This window comes from Citrobacter amalonaticus, from assembly GCF_001559075.2.
Taxonomy (GTDB): Bacteria; Pseudomonadota; Gammaproteobacteria; order Enterobacterales; family Enterobacteriaceae; genus Citrobacter_A; species Citrobacter_A amalonaticus_F.
Window position 1 is genome coordinate 4,590,718 of the sequence record NZ_CP014015.2, and the last position, 16,139, is coordinate 4,606,856.

At 52.7% G+C, this 16,139-nt stretch carries 17 protein-coding genes and 1 pseudogene; 8 read left to right on the forward strand and 10 right to left on the reverse strand.

Annotated features, from left to right (window positions below; all coding sequences use genetic code 11):
• Nucleotides 1–29 precede the first annotated feature (29 nt).
• Together AL479_RS22125 and ompW are read right to left on the reverse strand one after the other, a co-directional pair.
• Complete coding sequence (locus AL479_RS22125) at nucleotides 30–305, reverse strand: hypothetical protein (protein ID WP_061077683.1); 276 nt, start codon at nucleotides 303–305, stop codon at nucleotides 30–32.
• A gap of 106 nt (nucleotides 306–411) precedes the next feature.
• Nucleotides 412–1,050, reverse strand: a complete 639-nt coding sequence (gene ompW, locus AL479_RS22130) for an outer membrane protein OmpW (RefSeq protein ID WP_061077684.1) — start codon at nucleotides 1,048–1,050, stop codon at nucleotides 412–414.
• 252 nt (nucleotides 1,051–1,302) lie between these two features.
• On the opposite strand from ompW, the pseudogene AL479_RS22135 reads away from it, so the two are divergent.
• The 5 genes and pseudogenes from AL479_RS22135 to yciA form a co-directional block, all read left to right on the forward strand.
• Nucleotides 1,303–1,380: pseudogene (locus AL479_RS22135) on the forward strand (YkgJ family cysteine cluster protein); the annotation flags it as partial.
• 28 nt (nucleotides 1,381–1,408) lie between these two features.
• Entirely contained in the window at nucleotides 1,409–2,152 is a 744-nt protein-coding gene (locus tag AL479_RS22140; RefSeq protein WP_061077685.1) for a YciC family protein, read from the forward strand.
• A gap of 55 nt (nucleotides 2,153–2,207) precedes the next feature.
• The gene (locus tag AL479_RS22145; RefSeq protein WP_046481035.1) at nucleotides 2,208–2,747 is read left to right on the forward strand and encodes a septation protein A; all 540 of its coding nucleotides are present in this window, start codon (nucleotides 2,208–2,210) and stop codon (nucleotides 2,745–2,747) included.
• Between the two features lie 176 nt (nucleotides 2,748–2,923).
• Entirely contained in the window at nucleotides 2,924–5,110 is a 2,187-nt protein-coding gene (locus AL479_RS22150) for a TonB-dependent siderophore receptor (RefSeq protein ID WP_061077686.1), read from the forward strand.
• 99 nt (nucleotides 5,111–5,209) lie between these two features.
• A complete protein-coding gene (gene yciA / locus AL479_RS22155) occupies nucleotides 5,210–5,608 on the forward strand; it encodes an acyl-CoA thioester hydrolase YciA (RefSeq protein WP_061077687.1) in 399 nt (132 codons plus the stop codon).
• A 48-nt stretch (nucleotides 5,609–5,656) separates the two neighbouring features.
• Here the strand turns inward: yciA and tonB are convergent, their stop codons facing one another.
• Nucleotides 5,657–6,373, reverse strand: a complete 717-nt coding sequence (gene tonB / locus AL479_RS22160; protein ID WP_061078047.1) for a TonB system transport protein TonB — start codon at nucleotides 6,371–6,373, stop codon at nucleotides 5,657–5,659.
• A gap of 212 nt (nucleotides 6,374–6,585) precedes the next feature.
• Between tonB and AL479_RS22165 the strand changes: the two genes are divergently transcribed.
• Nucleotides 6,586–6,882, forward strand: a complete 297-nt coding sequence (locus AL479_RS22165; protein ID WP_046481037.1) for a YciI family protein — start codon at nucleotides 6,586–6,588, stop codon at nucleotides 6,880–6,882.
• 41 nt (nucleotides 6,883–6,923) lie between these two features.
• Here AL479_RS22165 and AL479_RS23910 read toward each other — a convergent pair whose 3' ends face one another.
• Complete coding sequence (locus AL479_RS23910; protein WP_086512586.1) at nucleotides 6,924–7,097, reverse strand: YciY family protein; 174 nt, start codon at nucleotides 7,095–7,097, stop codon at nucleotides 6,924–6,926.
• A gap of 141 nt (nucleotides 7,098–7,238) precedes the next feature.
• Between AL479_RS23910 and cls the strand changes: the two genes are divergently transcribed.
• Together cls and AL479_RS22175 are read left to right on the forward strand one after the other, a co-directional pair.
• Nucleotides 7,239–8,699 carry a cardiolipin synthase gene (cls, locus tag AL479_RS22170; RefSeq protein WP_061077688.1) on the forward strand — a complete coding sequence of 487 codons (1,461 nt, stop codon included), beginning with the start codon at nucleotides 7,239–7,241 and terminating at the stop codon, nucleotides 8,697–8,699.
• Nucleotides 8,700–8,733: 34 nt separating this feature from the next.
• Entirely contained in the window at nucleotides 8,734–9,063 is a 330-nt protein-coding gene (locus tag AL479_RS22175; RefSeq protein WP_061077689.1) for an HI1450 family dsDNA-mimic protein, read from the forward strand.
• A 37-nt stretch (nucleotides 9,064–9,100) separates the two neighbouring features.
• Here the strand turns inward: AL479_RS22175 and AL479_RS22180 are convergent, their stop codons facing one another.
• The 6 genes from AL479_RS22180 to oppA all read right to left on the reverse strand — a co-directional run bounded on the left by AL479_RS22180 (nucleotide 9,101) and on the right by oppA (nucleotide 15,602).
• Nucleotides 9,101–9,937: an ion transporter gene (locus tag AL479_RS22180; protein ID WP_061077690.1), complete on the reverse strand. Its 837-nt coding sequence runs from the start codon at nucleotides 9,935–9,937 to the stop codon at nucleotides 9,101–9,103.
• A 47-nt stretch (nucleotides 9,938–9,984) separates the two neighbouring features.
• Nucleotides 9,985–10,989, reverse strand: coding sequence for a murein tripeptide/oligopeptide ABC transporter ATP-binding protein OppF (oppF, locus tag AL479_RS22185; RefSeq protein ID WP_061077691.1), 1,005 nt, complete (start codon nucleotides 10,987–10,989; stop codon nucleotides 9,985–9,987).
• A complete protein-coding gene (oppD, locus tag AL479_RS22190) occupies nucleotides 10,986–11,999 on the reverse strand; it encodes a murein tripeptide/oligopeptide ABC transporter ATP-binding protein OppD (protein WP_061077692.1) in 1,014 nt (337 codons plus the stop codon). Before oppD ends, oppF begins: the two co-directional genes overlap by 4 nt.
• An 11-nt stretch (nucleotides 12,000–12,010) precedes the next feature.
• Nucleotides 12,011–12,919, reverse strand: coding sequence for an oligopeptide ABC transporter permease OppC (gene oppC, locus AL479_RS22195; protein ID WP_061077693.1), 909 nt, complete (start codon nucleotides 12,917–12,919; stop codon nucleotides 12,011–12,013).
• Between the two features lie 14 nt (nucleotides 12,920–12,933).
• On the reverse strand, nucleotides 12,934–13,854 hold the full coding sequence (oppB, locus tag AL479_RS22200; protein WP_043000507.1) for an oligopeptide ABC transporter permease OppB: 921 nt from the start codon (nucleotides 13,852–13,854) through the stop codon (nucleotides 12,934–12,936).
• Between the two features lie 119 nt (nucleotides 13,855–13,973).
• Nucleotides 13,974–15,602, reverse strand: a complete 1,629-nt coding sequence (gene oppA / locus AL479_RS22205; RefSeq protein ID WP_043000506.1) for an oligopeptide ABC transporter substrate-binding protein OppA — start codon at nucleotides 15,600–15,602, stop codon at nucleotides 13,974–13,976.
• Nucleotides 15,603–16,139 lie beyond the last annotated feature (537 nt).

Genomic DNA, 16,139 nt, shown 5'->3' on the forward strand with positions numbered 1-16,139 from the left:
TTTCACCCACGCAGTACAGGTCAGAACGGTTAATCATCCCCTTCTATCAGATAACCCGCATGACGAATGGCAGTGCGGCAATCGCTCACGCCAGCGGCGTATCCGGCCTCAATTTCACACACCGGACTGGCGCTACAAGAGGGTAAGCGGATGGGCGTGGCGAGCGCTTTCTCCAGCGAGTCAATTTTGCGCATCGCTTCCAGTAACGATCGTGAGACCTGCAGATAAAACAGGCTGTTTTCACCCGTCGGTGACTGCTCAAGCGCCGCGATTTTTTGTTCCAGCAAAGACGGTGTTAATTTCATGATGCAATACTCACAGAGCGTGCCTGTTAGAAAAGATAGCAGTTCTGTTCGCGGCGCATAAAAAAAGCGGGCTAAAGGCGCCCGCTTTTATTTGTTGTGACTTTTTTTAGAAACGGTAACCCGCTGAGAACATAAACACCCACGGATCGAGGCGAATATCGTCATGCTGCTTAACACCACCCAGCTTGTAGTCCGCGGTGGTATCGATATCCATGTACCAGACTGACATGTTAATCAGCCAGTCACGGTTGATCAGATAGTCCATCCCGACCTGACCTGCTGCACCCCAGGAATCTTTAAGACTCAAATCGGAAACGCCGGTCTCTTTGCCATTCTTATTGACGTCAGTATTAAAGAAGGTCGTGTAGTTAACCCCAACACCGACATACGGACGCAGCTTGCTGCTGGAATCACCGAAATACCACTGCGCCATCAGGGTTGGCGGCAGGTGATGAACGGTGGCGATATCACCGGTCAACTGCGTGCCCACTTTATGGCGGAATGGCGTCGCCGCCAGCAGTTCAACACCGATATTTTCGGTCGCCATGTAAGTGAATGTCAGACCCAGCTGCGTGTCGTTACTGACGTTAAAGCCGCCTAAATGGCCTAAGGTGCCGTCCGCGCCTTCCGTCGGTCTTACCGTCGCCGAACCGGCGCGAATAAAGAACTCGCCAGCTTCATGCGCATAAACGCTGCCAGAGAGAAGAGTACTTACTGCCAATGCCGCCACTGTTAACTTTTTCATACCCGCTCCATCGTTATGGTTATAAATGCGTCACGAATATACCTACATTGGAGTAATAAGTGATCTAACCTGGATCACATTAGGCCGTGTAATTTAACATTTATTGATCCAGATTAAGTTAGAAGTAGCATTCAAAATCCTGGTTATTCCTGTTCAGATCAATTTTGCAATATTTACAAGGTGAAAGTATTTTCTTAATTTTTGTGGCGGCAACGTCATCACGCTGTGGATTTGTTGTTCAAATTACTCTGGCTTTACAAAGATATGCTTTTCCATACACCCCTTGATGCTGCCACTGCGCAGTTATCCAGGGTACAATTGACCGCTTAACAACACCTGCAGAACTCAAGGAGAGTGCATGTCTATCACGGCGCAGTCCGTATACCGTGACACCGGGAATTTTTTCCGTAATCAATTTTTAACCATCCTGCTGATCTCGCTGCTGTGCGCGTTCATCACGGTGGTATTAGGGCATGCCTTCTCACCCAGCGATGCGCAGATTGCGCAACTGAGTGAAGGGGATCATCTTGCGGGAAGCGTGGGTTTGTTCGAACTGGTGCAAAACATGACGCCGGAGCAGCAGCAGATCCTGTTGCGCGCCTCGGCAGCGTCCACCTTTTCAGGACTGATTGGTAATGCCGTCCTGGCCGGTGGCGTACTGCTGATGATTCAGTTAATTTCAGCGGGTCATCGCGTCAGCGCCCTGCGCGCGATCGGTGCCAGTGCGCCGATCCTGCCGCGTCTGTTCATCCTGATTTTACTGACCACCCTGCTGGTACAGCTCGGGATTATGCTGGTCGTGGTACCAGGCATCCTGTTGGCTATCCTGCTGGCGCTTGCGCCGATTATGCTGGTGCAGGATAAAATGGGTGTTTTCGCCGCAATGCGCAACAGTATGCGTCTGGCGTGGTCTAATATGCGACTGGTCGCCCCGGCGGTGATGGGCTGGCTGCTGGCAAAAACGCTACTGTTGCTGTTTGCCTCCAGCTTCGCCGCCCTTGACCCTAACGTTGGCGCCGTTATCGCGAATACGTTGAGCAATCTGATCTCCGCCATATTGCTCATCTACCTGTTCCGTCTGTATATGTTGATTCGCCAATAACCCTGTCTGCGTCGCCGGCAGAAATGCCCGACGCGTTTGATTACGGAATCGAAGAATGAAGCAGTTTCTTGATTTTTTACCGCTGGTGGTCTTCTTTGTTTTTTACAAAGTGTATGACATCTATGCGGCCACCTCGGCGCTCATTGTCGCAACGGCTATCGTGCTCATCTACAGTTGGGTCCGCTATCGCAAAGTTGAAAAAATGGCGCTGATCACCTTTGTTCTGGTAGCCGTGTTCGGCGGGTTGACCATCTTCTTCCATAACGATGAATTTATTAAATGGAAGGTGACGGTGATTTACGGCCTGTTTGCCGGTGCGCTTCTGGTTAGCCAGTGGATCATGAAAAAACCGCTGATCCAGCGCATGCTGGGTAAAGAACTGACGCTGCCGCAGCCGGTCTGGTCGAAGCTCAACCTCGCGTGGGCCATCTTCTTTATTCTGTGTGGGCTTGCCAATATCTACATCGCCTTCTGGCTGCCGCAAAATATCTGGGTGAACTTTAAGGTATTCGGCCTCACCGCGCTGACGCTGATCTTTACCCTGCTGAGTGGCGTCTATATCTATCGCCATCTCCCGCAAGAAGACAAATCGTAAACGCCCATCAGACCAGGCCTATGGGCCTGGTTTTGCTTTCTGCACAATCCCTGACGTACTTACCCGAAATTGCATGAATCATGAAGATATTATGGAGATTGCCTTCATAACATTGTAATGATAATAATTATCATTGATATTCCGTATCGCATTTTAAACAATATGGATGTCAGTTGATGAATACGATAACAAAAATTTCTCCACGCCCTCTGGCGCTTTTGATTGCCACAGCATTAAGCGGAAATGCATTCGCCGCAGACGACGTCATGAATGACGGTGAAACGATGGTCGTCCAGGCCACCGCCGAAGAAGCCCTCAAGCAGCAACCCGGCGTTTCTATTATCACCGCCAAAGACATTGAAAAATCCCCGCCGGTCAACGACCTCTCCGATATTATTCGCACCATGCCCGGTGTGAACCTGACGGGCAACAGCGCCAGCGGCAGTCGGGGAAATAACCGTCAGATTGATATTCGCGGCATGGGTCCGGAAAACACGCTGATCCTGATTGACGGCGTGCCGGTCACCTCGCGAAACTCAGTACGCTATAGCTGGCGCGGCGAGCGTGATACCCGTGGTGATACAAACTGGGTACCGGCGGAGATGGTCGAACGTATTGAAGTTCTGCGCGGCCCAGCAGCGGCACGTTACGGTTCCGGTGCGGCGGGTGGCGTCGTCAATATCATCACTAAACAGCCAACGAACGACTGGCATGGCTCGCTGTCTCTTTATACCAACCAGCCCGAGAACAGCAAAGAAGGTGCCACCAAACGTGCGAACTTCAATCTGAGCGGTCCGCTCATTGACGATGTTCTCACCATGCGTCTGTACGGCAACATCAACAAAACCGACGCCGATGCGGCGGATATTAATACTCAGCAAAATGGATCCTATGCCGCAGGGCGCGAAGGGGTACGCAATAAAGACATCAACGCCCTACTCTCCTGGAAACTGACGCCACAGCAAATTGTGGATTTCGACTACAGCTACAGCCGTCAGGGTAATATCTATGCCGGAGATACGCAGTACAGCAACAGCAACGTCAGTCCTGACGGGCTGGTCAGTACCCTCTACGGCGATGAAACCAACCGGATGTATCGTCAGTCGTGGGGACTGACGCATAACGGCATCTGGGACTGGGGACAGTCCAAATTCGGCGTCTACTACGAAAAAACCAACAATACCCGAATGCAGGAAGGCTCGACCGGTAGAGTGGAAGGGATGATCAATAACACCGAATACGCCACCAGCCGCCTGGAATCCTATCGTTCTTCCGGAGAACTCAACATCCCTGTCTTCTGGCTGGTTGATCAAACCCTGACGCTGGGTGCGGAGTGGAACCGTGACGAACTCAACGATCCGGCGTCTATGCAGGCCACCAGCGCATCCGGCGTGCAGATTGGCAATGTCTCCGGTGATGCCTCCAGTCGCAGCACCAAAAATAGCGCCACGCTCACCGGTATCTATCTGGAAGATAATATCGAAGCGCGGCCTGGCACGGATATTATTCCGGGGATCCGTTTTGACTATCACGATGAATTTGGCAGCAACTGGAGCCCCAGTCTGAATATGTCGCAGGAACTGGGCGATCTGTTCAAGCTGAAAGCCGGGATTGCGCGCGTCTTTAAAGCGCCAAACCTGTATCAGTCCAGCGAGGGATATTTGCTCTCCACGCGCGGCAACGGCTGTCCAAATACGATCGCCACCGGCAGTTGTTATCTGCTGGGCAATCCGGATCTGGACCCGGAAATCAGTATTAACAAAGAGATCGGTCTGGAATTTAATTACGCTGGCTGGGATGCGGGAATCACCTGGTTCCGTAACGACTATAAGAACAAGATTGTCGCCGGGACCGATATTATCGGTTACGCCTCCAACGGGAATAACATCCTGCAATGGGAAAATGGCGGCAAAGCGATTGTCGAAGGTCTGGAAGGTAACGTGGTGATCCCGCTGGTGCCGGAGACGTTAAGCTGGCGCACCAACGCGACGTATATGATCAAATCCGAGAACAAGGACACCGGTAACCCGCTCTCCGTGATCCCGAAATACACCATTAATACCCTGCTCGACTGGCAGGTGAACGACAAGCTCTCCACGCAGCTACAGTGGACGCAGTACGGTCGACAAAAACCGCGCGAGTATGCTGAAACGCGCAATGAGACGGGTGCCATGTCGGATAAGGAAATTGGTGCCTATGCGGTTGTCGGACTCGGCGCTAATTACCAGATGACGAAAAATCTTCGCCTGAACGCCGGGATCAGCAACCTGTTCGACAAGCAGATCTATCGTGAAAACGATGGCGCCTCAACCTATAACGAACCCGGACGCGCTTACTATGCGGGCGTAACGATGTCATTCTAATCACCCAAACGCCCGTCTCGCGGGCGTTTCCCCTCTGTTCTCCATGTTAAAATCATAGTAGCATCGCGGCTGGAATTTTTTTCTACAGTCGGTTTTACAATGACAACAACAATTCACGCCCCGCAGGGCGAACTGGTTTTACGCACACTGGCTATGCCTGCCGATACCAATGCCAACGGTGATATTTTTGGCGGCTGGCTGATGTCGCAGATGGATATTGGCGGTGCCATTCAGGCCAAAGAGATTGCCCATGGTCGCGTGGTGACCGTCCGCGTGGAAGGAATGAGCTTCCTGCGCCCGGTCGCCGTCGGCGACGTGGTGTGCTGCTACGCCCGTTGCGTGAAGCGCGGAACCACTTCCGTCAGCATCAATATTGAAGTCTGGGTGAAGAAAGTGGCGTCAGAGCCGATTGGCCAGCGCTACAAAGCGACAGAAGCGCTGTTTATCTACGTCGCGGTGGATCCGGACGGTAAACCCCGCCCGCTTCCGGCGCAATAATGACAAAAAAGCCTCCATTGTGGAGGCTTTTCTCTTAGCGCGTCACGATCACTCGATTTGCGTGGTGCCGTTCAGGCGGAAGACGATATTCACGACCAGCCCTGAACCCGGTTTACCGGCTTCATAGCGCCATCTGCGCATCGCATTCTTCACTTCACGTTCAAACATGTTGGCCGGTTGCGCTGATACGATTTGTACGTTGTCCACCCGGCCATCGGCCGTGACATCAAACTTCACTTTTACCCGCCCCTCAATGCGTAATGCCTGGGCGCGCGCCGGATACTGCGGCTGGTTACGCGTCAACGCCCGTGGACCTGCCGGAACACTCACCGTCGGCTTACTGGTTGCCGGCGCGGTGCTGGTGGCCGGACGCGAAGGCGCGGTGTTCTCAAACGGCGACGCCTGGCGCGGCTCGGCAGGTTTAACATCACGCTTCGGCTGCTCCTGCACCTTTTTCACCGGCTTCGGTTTTGGCTTGGGTTTAGGCTTCGGTTTCTCGATAACAATCGGCGCCTCTTTGGGCGGTTCGGGAATCGGCTCCGGCTCGGGTTCAGGCTCGACAATCGGTTCCGGCGGCGGCTGGACCGCCTGCGGTGGTTCCAGGTCGGCTGGCGAAACCATCGTTACGGAGATGGGCTGCGCAGGGGCAGGCAGTTCAATAACCTGATGTACCGAGGTATACAAGAGTCCCGCCACTAAAGCGCCATGAATGCCAACGGAGAGTAACGTCGGCCAGGGGAAGCGACGAGGTAAATCAAGGGTCATTGAAGTCATAATCGTTTCAGTTGAAAAACCAGGCCCCGATTTTAAATGCAAATAGCAATCATATTCAATAAGCCATCGCCATAAGCGCCATTTTTATCCTAAAAACTCCCTGACAATTGTACGGCCTTAACAAGGCTGTCATCTTTGCGTTGCAGTAAAGGGACCTTTCAAATAACGTATTTAGCACTTTTACCGAACAAGGAGCCCTATCCGTGCTTTATGTCATCTACGCGCAAGATAATCAGAACTCACTTGAAAAGCGTCTTTCCGTCCGCCCCGCGCATCTGGCACGACTACAGTTGCTTCACGACGAAGGACGTCTCCTGACTGCAGGCCCCATGCCAGCGGTAGATAGCAACGATCCCGGTGCGGCAGGTTTTACCGGCTCCACGGTGATTGCTGAATTTGACTCGCTGGAAGAGGCGAAATCCTGGGCCGAGGCTGACCCGTATGTTGCCGCCGGGGTTTACGCGCAGGTTTCGGTGAAACCCTTTAAGAAGACGTTCTGAAAGACGTGTTCATTGGGCACCGCATGCGGTGCCCTGTTCACTCAGAGGCTATGGATCGCAAACAGCAGCGAGTTACGTTGCTGGTTCAGGACACATTTTCTGATTGAGTGGATCCGCATATTCCGACGCGACTGTCCTTCAAGCCAACGCGCTTTACGGCGACTGGCCTGACGCAGCATCCGCCAGCGTCCCACTTCCGTTCTACTCCGCTTCATGATACCTACTCTTACAGTGCAAGAATGGGCATTATACCCCCCACAGACAGGCAGGCTAGCGCTTTTGCCGTGTTTTTATTTGCCAGATTTATCATGACGCGTAAACTCATAACAATACGCTTTCAAAAGGATTTTTAATCTATGACAACCTTCTACACGGTGGTGAGTTGGCTGGTCATTCTGGGCTACTGGGTGCTCATTGCCGGTGTAACATTACGTATTTTGATGAAACGTCGCGCGGTTCCTTCCGCGATGGCCTGGCTGCTGATCATTTATATTCTGCCGCTGGTCGGAATTATTGCTTATTTATCCTTCGGGGAACTGCATCTGGGCAAGCGTCGGGCAGAACGCGCTCGGGCAATGTGGCCATCCACCGCAAAGTGGCTGAACGATCTCAAAGCCTGCAAACATATCTTCGCCGAAGAGAACAGCAGCGTCGCCGCTTCGCTGTTCAAACTCTGTGAGCGTCGCCAGGGCATCGCGGGGGTTAAAGGCAACCAACTCCAGCTGCTCACCGATTCTGACGATGTGATGCAGGCGCTGATCCGCGATATTCAGTTGGCGCGACATAACATCGAAATGGTGTTCTATATCTGGCAACCCGGCGGAATGGCGGATCAGGTGGCGGAATCCCTGATGGCTGCCGCACGACGCGGGATCCATTGCCGACTGATGCTCGACTCTGCCGGTAGCGTCGCTTTCTTCCGCAGCCCCTGGGCGGCGATGATGCGCAATGCCGGTATCGAAGTGGTCGAAGCGCTGAAGGTTAATCTGTTCCGTGTGTTCCTGCGTCGCATGGACCTGCGGCAGCACCGCAAAATGGTGATGATTGATAACTATATTGCCTATACCGGCAGTATGAACATGGTGGATCCGCGCTTTTTCAAACAGGATGCGGGTGTCGGTCAGTGGGTGGATCTGATGGCGCGAATGGAAGGTCCGGTCGCTACCGCGATGGGCATCGTCTATTCCTGCGACTGGGAGATTGAAACCGGGAAACGGATCCTGCCTCCGCCGCCGGACGTCAACATAATGCCGTTCGAAGAGGCCAGCGGACACACGATTCATACCATCGCTTCCGGCCCTGGTTTTCCGGAAGATCTGATTCACCAGGCGCTGCTGACGGCGGCTTACTCGGCGCGTGAATATTTAATCATGACCACCCCCTACTTCGTGCCAAGCGACGATTTGCTGCATGCCATCTGTACGGCGGCGCAGCGCGGTGTGGACGTCAGTATTATTCTGCCGCGCAAGAATGATTCGCTCCTGGTTGGCTGGGCCAGCCGCGCCTTCTTTACCGAGCTGTTGGCGGCCGGGGTGAAAATCTATCAGTTTGAAGGCGGCCTGTTGCATACCAAGAGCGTACTGGTCGATGGTGAACTCAGTCTGGTCGGGACCGTGAATCTGGATATGCGCAGTCTGTGGTTGAATTTTGAGATCACGCTGGTCATTGATGACGTCGGATTCGGCGGCGATCTGGCTGCCGTGCAGGACGATTATATTTCCCGTTCTCGCCTGCTGGACGCGAGTTTGTGGGTAAAACGCCCACTCTGGCAGCGGATCACCGAGCGACTGTTTTACTTCTTCAGTCCGTTGCTGTAAAACGTGCCCAAGAGACGGTAAACAGGTAGTCATTATGGATATGGATCTGAACAATCGCCTGACTGAAGACGAAACGCTTGAGCAGGCTTACGATATTTTTCTCGAACTGGCGGCCGATAACCTCGACCCGGCGGACATTATTCTGTTCAACCTGCAGTTTGAGGAGCGCGGCGGCGCAGAGTTATTTGACCCGTCGGAAGACTGGCAGGATCACGTGGATTATGACCTGAACCCGGACTTCTTTGCCGAAGTGGTGATTGGTCTGGCGGACAGCGAAGACGGTGAGATCAACGATATTTTTGCCCGCGTGCTGCTGTGTCGCGAAAAAGATCACAAGCTCTGCCATATTCTCTGGCGCGAGTAATGACGAAAAGAAGAGCCGCCAGCGCGGCTCTTTTTATTTAGTCCGGCAATTTACTGCCGCAGTGGTTACAGAATTTCGCGCTATGCTCATGCAGGCTCTGCTGGCACTGCGGGCATTGGCGCTGTTGATTCCGCTTTTGAAACGCCATGCTCATGTGGGTGGTAATCAACCCGGTAGGAATGGCAATCACTGAATAACCAATCAAAATCAGGACTGACGCCACGATCCGCCCCAACGGCGTATGGGGCGTAATATCACCATACCCGACCGTCGTGACGGTCACAATCGCCCAGTAAACCGACGCATTCAGCGTGGTGAATCCATATTCCGGCCCTTCGATGAGATACATCAGCGTGCCGAAGATAATCATCAAAATGCCAATAAACGAATAAAACAGAATCAGCTGATGCCTGGCACTCAAAATCGCCCGCCAGAATACCCCTAACGAAGGCATAAAACGCAACAGCTTCAGGATCCGCAGGATACGAATGGCTCGCATGGCCCGCCAGGCAAAAACGTAATCGAGGCTGATTTCCGGCCACAGCCACATAACATACAAAGGCAGGATAGTGGCTAAATCAATTAATCCCCAGAAGCTGAAGACATATTTCGCCGGATTCGGCCAGCTCACTAAACGCAGAAAATATTCCAGCGTAAAGACCAGCGTGATGATCACTTCAAGCCAGACAAAAATATGCCATTCGTCATACGTCAGGTGATATTGCGTGCCAATGCCTGATTCAATAAAAATAACCAGAACGCTCAGCAACGCAAACAATGCACAAAATATCTCACCCTGTCGGCCAGAACGGGTATTCAGGTCGAACAAACGGTGATAAATCTGCCTGCGAAGCGATGACAAGGTAAACGACACGATAACCTCTGCGAAAAGAAGGGCTGACAGTTTGTCAGCCCTTGCGATTATAGCGGGTCTACTTTAAGGCAGGAAACCGCATGCCGGAAACTGCCTTCCAGTACCGGACGCGTTTTCGCACACTCCGGTCCGGCTATTGGGCAGCGGGTACGGAATACGCAGCCTGACGGCGGGTTAATCGGTGACGGTAACTCCCCTTCCAGTAGCTGAATCGTCTTGTTCTTTTCCAGATCGGGATCGGGAATCGGTACCGCCGACATCAGCGCTTTGGTGTAGGGATGCAGTGGATTGTGATAGACCTCATCATAGGTCCCCAGTTCTACGGCATGGCCCAGATACATCACCAGCACGCGGTCAGAGATGTGTTTGACAACCGCCAGGTCATGGGCGATGAAGATCAGCGACAGGCCCATTTCCCGCTGAAGCTGCTGCAAGAGGTTAACGACCTGCGCCTGAATTGACACGTCCAGTGCGGAGACCGGCTCATCGCAGATGATCAGCTTAGGCTCCAGAATCAACGCCCGGGCAATCCCGATACGCTGGCACTGGCCGCCCGAAAACTCATGCGGATAGCGGTTAATCAGGTTTGGCAGCAAGCCTACCTTCATCATCATCGCCTTCACCCGATCGCGCACTTCCTGACGCGGCAGTTTCGGATGATAGGTCCGCAGCGGTTCAGCGATGATTTCACCAATGGTCATGCGAGGATTCAGCGACGCCAGCGGATCCTGGAAAATCATCTGAATATCACTGCGCACGTCGCGCCATTCATCAGGTTTCATCCCCAGCAGGTCTTTACCCAACCATGCCACCCGACCATCGGTTGCTTTTACCAACCCGATAATGGCCCGGGCAAAGGTTGATTTCCCGCAGCCGGATTCGCCAACGACACCCAGCGTCTCCCCTTCATACAGTCGCAACGTGACGCCATCGACCGCCTTCAGCGTTTTCGAGGGCTGCCAGAACCATTGCTTGCCATCTTTAATGTCGAAATGCACTTTCAGATCGGCGATTTCCAGGAGGACTTTACGTTTTTCATCTACAGCGTTCATGCCAGATCCTCCACCGGTTTAAAGCAGGCGCGCAGGCGTCCTGGACTGAACTCTTCCAGCGGCGGAGTGGTGCTACAAATCTCCATCGCATGCGGACAGCGCGGCTGAAACGGACAGCCTTTCGGCAGACGCAGTAAGTTAGGCGGGTTCCCCGGAATAGTCAGCATCTCGTCACCTTCGCCATCCAGACGCGGCACCGCATTCAGCAGACCAATCGAATATGGATGAACGGGCTGATAAAAGACATCGCGGGCATTACCGTATTCCATAGTCCGCCCGGCATACATCACCAGCACTTTGTCGCAAATCCCGGCCACGACCCCGAGATCGTGGGTAATCATGATAATGGCGGTGTTGAATTCACGCTTCAGTTCATTGAGAAGCGTCATGATTTGCGCCTGAACGGTGACGTCCAGCGCGGTCGTCGGTTCGTCGGCAATCAGCAACTTCGGCCTGCACAGCAGCGCCATTGCGATCATCACGCGCTGACGCATACCGCCGGAAAACTCATGCGGGAACATCTTCATCCGCTTACGCGCTTCCGGCATCTTGACCGCGTCCAGCATTCTGACCGACTCTTCAAACGCCTCCGCTTTGCTCATGCTTTTATGCAGCATCAGCACTTCCATCAGTTGCTCCCCGACACGCATGTAGGGATTCAGCGAGGTCATTGGGTCCTGGAAAATCATCGAGATCTGTTCGGCGCGCAGCTTATTCAGTTCGCGCTCCGGCAGATTGAGGATCTCGCGGCCACTGAACGTCGCCGAACCGCCAATCCGGCCATTCGCGGCCAGCAGCCCCATCAACGCAAACGCGGTCTGTGATTTACCTGAACCAGACTCACCAACGATGCCGAGGGTTTCTCCGGCGCGCAGCGTAAAGTTTAAATCATTCACCGCGGTGACATCACCGTCCGGGGTACTGAACGTCACCCGAAGATCTTTTACGTCCAGCAGTGCGTTAGCCCTTTGCTGCGCGAACGGCACGCCTGCAGTTTCAATTACGCTCATGGCTGCACTCCTTAACGGTCTTTCGGGTCGAGGGCATCACGCAGGCCATCGCCAATAAAGTTAAAACAGAACAACGTCACCACCAGAAAAGCAGCCGGGAACAGCAGTAGCCACGGCGACACTTCCATCGAGTTGGCGCCATCGCTCAGCAACGCGCCCCAACTGCTCAGCGGCTCCTGCGTCCCCAGCCCCAGGAAGCTGAGGAAGGATTCGAACAGGATCATGCTTGGCACCAGCAAGGAGGCGTACACCACTACCACGCCCAGCACGTTAGGTACAATATGACGCAGTACAATGTTGCCAGTCGACACGCCGCCTACCTGCGCGGCTTCAATAAATTCTTTCCGCTTCAGACTCAGGGTCTGCCCACGCACAATACGCGCCATATCCAGCCAGGAGACCATCCCGATCGCCACAAAAATCAGCAGAATGTTTTGTCCGAAGAAGGTGACCAGCAGAATAACGAAGAACATAAACGGGAAGGAGTTGAGGATTTCCAGCAGGCGCATCATCACAGAGTCGATTTTGCCGCCCAGATAGCCTGAAAGCGAGCCGTACAGCGTCCCCACTACCACCGCCACCAGTGCGGCAGCGATGCCGACCATCAGTGAAATCCGCCCGCCAATCGCCACGCGCACCAGCAGGTCGCGCCCGGAGGAGTCGGTACCAAAATAGTGGCCAGACTCGGTATCCGGCGCGCTGGACATCATTCCCCAGTCGGTATCAAAGTAGGTGAACTGCGACAGCATCGGTGCCAGCGTCACGAACAGCGCAATCATCACCAGCACAATCAGACTGGCAACCGCCGCGCGGTTATGCATAAAACGACGGCGCGCATCCTGCCACAGGCTGCGCCCCTCGACCTCCAGCTTCTCACTGAAATTCTCCAGCGCTTCGCTGTTTTTCTTACCTAGCATCATCGCGAGCTCCAGTATCAGTAACGAATTTTCGGGTCGATGACGGCATAGAGCACGTCAACAATCGCATTAAAGACAATAGTCAATGTCCCCACGAGGATCGTCAGGCTGAGCACCAGCGAGTAATCGCGGTTCAACGCGCCGTTAACAAACAGCTGACCGATCCCCGGCAAACCATAGATTGTCTCAATAACCATTGAACCTGTGATAATCCCGACAAATGCCGGCCCCATATAAGAGAGCACCGGGAGTAACGCCGGTTTCAACGCATGGCGGAAAATGATACGGCGCATCGGCAGCCCTTTGGCTCGCGCGGTGCGGATGAAGTTTGAGTGCAGCACTTCAATCATCGAGCCACGGGTGATACGCGCAATACTGGCAATATAGGCCAGTGATAACGCCACCATCGGCAGGATCATAAATTTCAACGCCCCGCCATTCCAGCCGCCGCCCGGCAGCCATTTGAGGGTGATCGCGAATATCATGACCAGCAGAGGCGCAACCACAAAGCTCGGTATCACCACCCCGGTCATGGCCACCCCCATGACCGCATAGTCCCATCGCGTGTTTTGCTTCAACGCGGCAATCACGCCAGCGCTCACCCCGAGGATCACGGCCAGAAAAAAGGCGGCAAGGCCCAGTTTTGCCGATACCGGAAAACTCGAAGCGACCAGATCGTTAACCGTATAATCTTTGTATTTAAAAGAAGGACCGAAATCACCGTGCGCCAGCTGCTTCAGATAGCTGAAATACTGGGTCATGATGGGGTCGTTAAGATGGTATTTCGCTTCAATGTTTGCCAGAACTTCTGCCGGCAGCGCGCGTTCACCGGTGAAGGGACTTCCCGGCGCTAGACGCATCATAAAGAACGAAATGGTAATAAGAATAAACAGCGTCGGAATTGCTTCCAGACAGCGGCGTAGAATAAATTTCAACATTGCCCGTACCTTCTGGCGAGTGCCTTTACACCCCTTCACGCAGAACCGCTAATGAGAGGTGTTGAGAGTCGACGAAAAAAGACACTGTGGGGCAACGTCTGCTGCCCCACCCTTTGCCATTAATGCTTGATAATATACAAGTCTTTGACGTGGATATTATCCATCGGGTCTTTACCGGTATAACCACCCACCCACGGTTTCACCAGACGGGCGTTGACGTAGTAGAACACCGGCACGATCGCAGAATCTTTATCAAGCTGCTGCTCGGCTTTACCGTAAAGCTCAGTGCGCTGCTCTTCATTCGTTGCTTTCAGCGCATCGGCGAGGATCTTGTCAAACGCCGGGCTCTTATAATGCGTCGTGTTATTTGAGCTATCAGACAACACCATGTTCAGGAAGGAGGTCGGTTCGTTGTAATCCGCACACCAGGCCGCACGGGAGACATCATAGTTGCCCTGATGACGCGTATCGAGGAAGGTTTTCCACTCCTGGTTTTCCAGCTTGACGTTCACACCTAAGTTTTTCTTCCAGATGGACGCCGCGGCGATAGCCAGTTTTTTGTGCAGATCGGAGGTGTTATACAGCAGGTTGAAGGTCAACGGTTTATCAGCGGTATATCCGGCTTCGGCCAGTAATTTTTTCGCTTCTTCGTTACGTTTTTCCTGCGTCCAGCCAAACCATTCTGGTTCAGCCAGTTTTGCGCCGTCAGTATACGGAGGCGTGAAGCTGTATGCCGGCAGATCGCCCTGGTTTTTCACTTTATTAACGATAATATCGCGGTCCAGCGCCAGCTTAAGCGCGGTACGCACGCGAACATCCGTAAACGGTGCTTTCTGGTTATTGATTTCGTAATAGTAGGTGCACAGATACGGGTCAACGTGAACTTCGTTCGGGATCTCTTTTTTCAGCTTCTGGAACAGTTCAATCGGCATGTTGTTATAGGTCATGTCGATTTCACCGCTGCGGTAGCGGTTAACGTCTGTCACTTCTGACGCGATCGGCAGGTACGTCACCTGATTAATGACCGTTTTGGCGTTGTCCCAGTAATTAGGATTGCGTTCGAGCACGATATGCTCGTTAACGACCCAGTCTTTCAGCTTATACGCACCGTTGGTGATGATATTGGCTGGCTGAGTCCACTTCTCACCGTACTTTTCAACGGCAGCTTTAGGAACCGGGGAAACGGATGAGTGCACCAACAGTTTGTAGAAATATGGAACAGGCTCGCTGAGGGTCACTTCAAAGGTATTATCATCGATGGCTTTAACGCCAAGATCGGTTGGCGGTTTCTTGCCGGCAACGATGTCATCAATATTGACGATATGACCATACTGCAGATAACTGGCATACGGGGATGCGGTATTCGGATTCGCCAGACGCTGCCAGCTGTAAACAAAATCGTGGGCCGTCACCGGTGAGCCATCGGACCATTTTGCGTCTTTGCGCAGATGGAATGTCCAGACTTTAAAATCTTTATTTTCCCATTTCTCAGCCACGCCAGGAGACGGTTTACCGTCGACGTCACTGATGATTAACCCTTCAAACAGATCGCGGCTGATATTGGATTCCGGCACCCCTTCGATTTTATGCGGATCGAGGGACTGAACTTCCGAACCATTATTTCGCACCAGCGTCTGTTTTTCCGCCAGTTGAACACCTGCGGGGACGACGGCAGCCGTCGCCACATTTCCGGCGATGAGCGCAGTTAAAATTCCTGCCGCCACTAAACTTTTCTTCGTGTTGGTCATTGTGTTTGTACTCCCTCATTATAATTACTGGTTTTATCACCAGCCTGTTAATCCCCTTAGGGATCTCTGAGCAGCTCCGGAGACTTTCAGCTGTCAGGTCGTTTACTGCCTGCTATCACCGACTTTAATTATTCTGGCGATTCGTTTGATCACCTTACGTCGATTCGTTATACGCCTCCCCTGCCAGGGGCGCATGAATAGTGGCCAAACCGCTTTGTTGATATTTATTCTCATCAACGAGCAATCCGCTGCAATATGAACTGTCGGAAAGTAACAAAAGCATTAATTAACCGCCAATACAATTTACAGATTTGTTAAGCAATTCTCTTTTGGAGAAAAAATAGCGTTCCGGCGGAACGTTCCGAAACAGACAAAACAACGATAATTGCTTATTAATCATGCAATTATTGACAACTCATCAGCCTGAGACCGTTGAGCGCTGCAAAAGGCGAAAAAATGTACGAAAATTTAACAATTGGTTATTTTTTAGCACATTCCTCTGCAAGTTCATTGAATTAACTAATATCATCTCAATTA

Excerpts from the sequence above, each read along its gene's own strand:
- oppC (WP_061077693.1), bottom strand. The coding sequence starts at position 12,919 with ATGATGCTAGGTAAGAAAAACAGCGAAGCGCTGGAGAATTTCAGTGAG.
- AL479_RS23910 (WP_086512586.1), bottom strand. The coding sequence starts at position 7,097 with ATGAAGCGGAGTAGAACGGAAGTGGGACGCTGGCGGATGCTGCGTCAG.
- AL479_RS22125 (WP_061077683.1), bottom strand. The coding sequence starts at position 305 with ATGAAATTAACACCGTCTTTGCTGGAACAAAAAATCGCGGCGCTTGAG.
- yciA (WP_061077687.1), top strand. The coding sequence starts at position 5,210 with ATGACAACAACAATTCACGCCCCGCAGGGCGAACTGGTTTTACGCACA.
- oppF (WP_061077691.1), bottom strand. The coding sequence starts at position 10,989 with ATGAACGCTGTAGATGAAAAACGTAAAGTCCTCCTGGAAATCGCCGAT.
- oppB (WP_043000507.1), bottom strand. The coding sequence starts at position 13,854 with ATGTTGAAATTTATTCTACGCCGCTGTCTGGAAGCAATTCCGACGCTG.
- ompW (WP_061077684.1), bottom strand. The coding sequence starts at position 1,050 with ATGAAAAAGTTAACAGTGGCGGCATTGGCAGTAAGTACTCTTCTCTCT.
- tonB (WP_061078047.1), bottom strand. The coding sequence starts at position 6,373 with ATGACCCTTGATTTACCTCGTCGCTTCCCCTGGCCGACGTTACTCTCC.
- oppD (WP_061077692.1), bottom strand. The coding sequence starts at position 11,999 with ATGAGCGTAATTGAAACTGCAGGCGTGCCGTTCGCGCAGCAAAGGGCT.
- AL479_RS22175 (WP_061077689.1), top strand. The coding sequence starts at position 8,734 with ATGGATATGGATCTGAACAATCGCCTGACTGAAGACGAAACGCTTGAG.
- AL479_RS22150 (WP_061077686.1), top strand. The coding sequence starts at position 2,924 with ATGAATACGATAACAAAAATTTCTCCACGCCCTCTGGCGCTTTTGATT.
- AL479_RS22140 (WP_061077685.1), top strand. The coding sequence starts at position 1,409 with ATGTCTATCACGGCGCAGTCCGTATACCGTGACACCGGGAATTTTTTC.
- oppA (WP_043000506.1), bottom strand. The coding sequence starts at position 15,602 with ATGACCAACACGAAGAAAAGTTTAGTGGCGGCAGGAATTTTAACTGCG.
- AL479_RS22145 (WP_046481035.1), top strand. The coding sequence starts at position 2,208 with ATGAAGCAGTTTCTTGATTTTTTACCGCTGGTGGTCTTCTTTGTTTTT.
- cls (WP_061077688.1), top strand. The coding sequence starts at position 7,239 with ATGACAACCTTCTACACGGTGGTGAGTTGGCTGGTCATTCTGGGCTAC.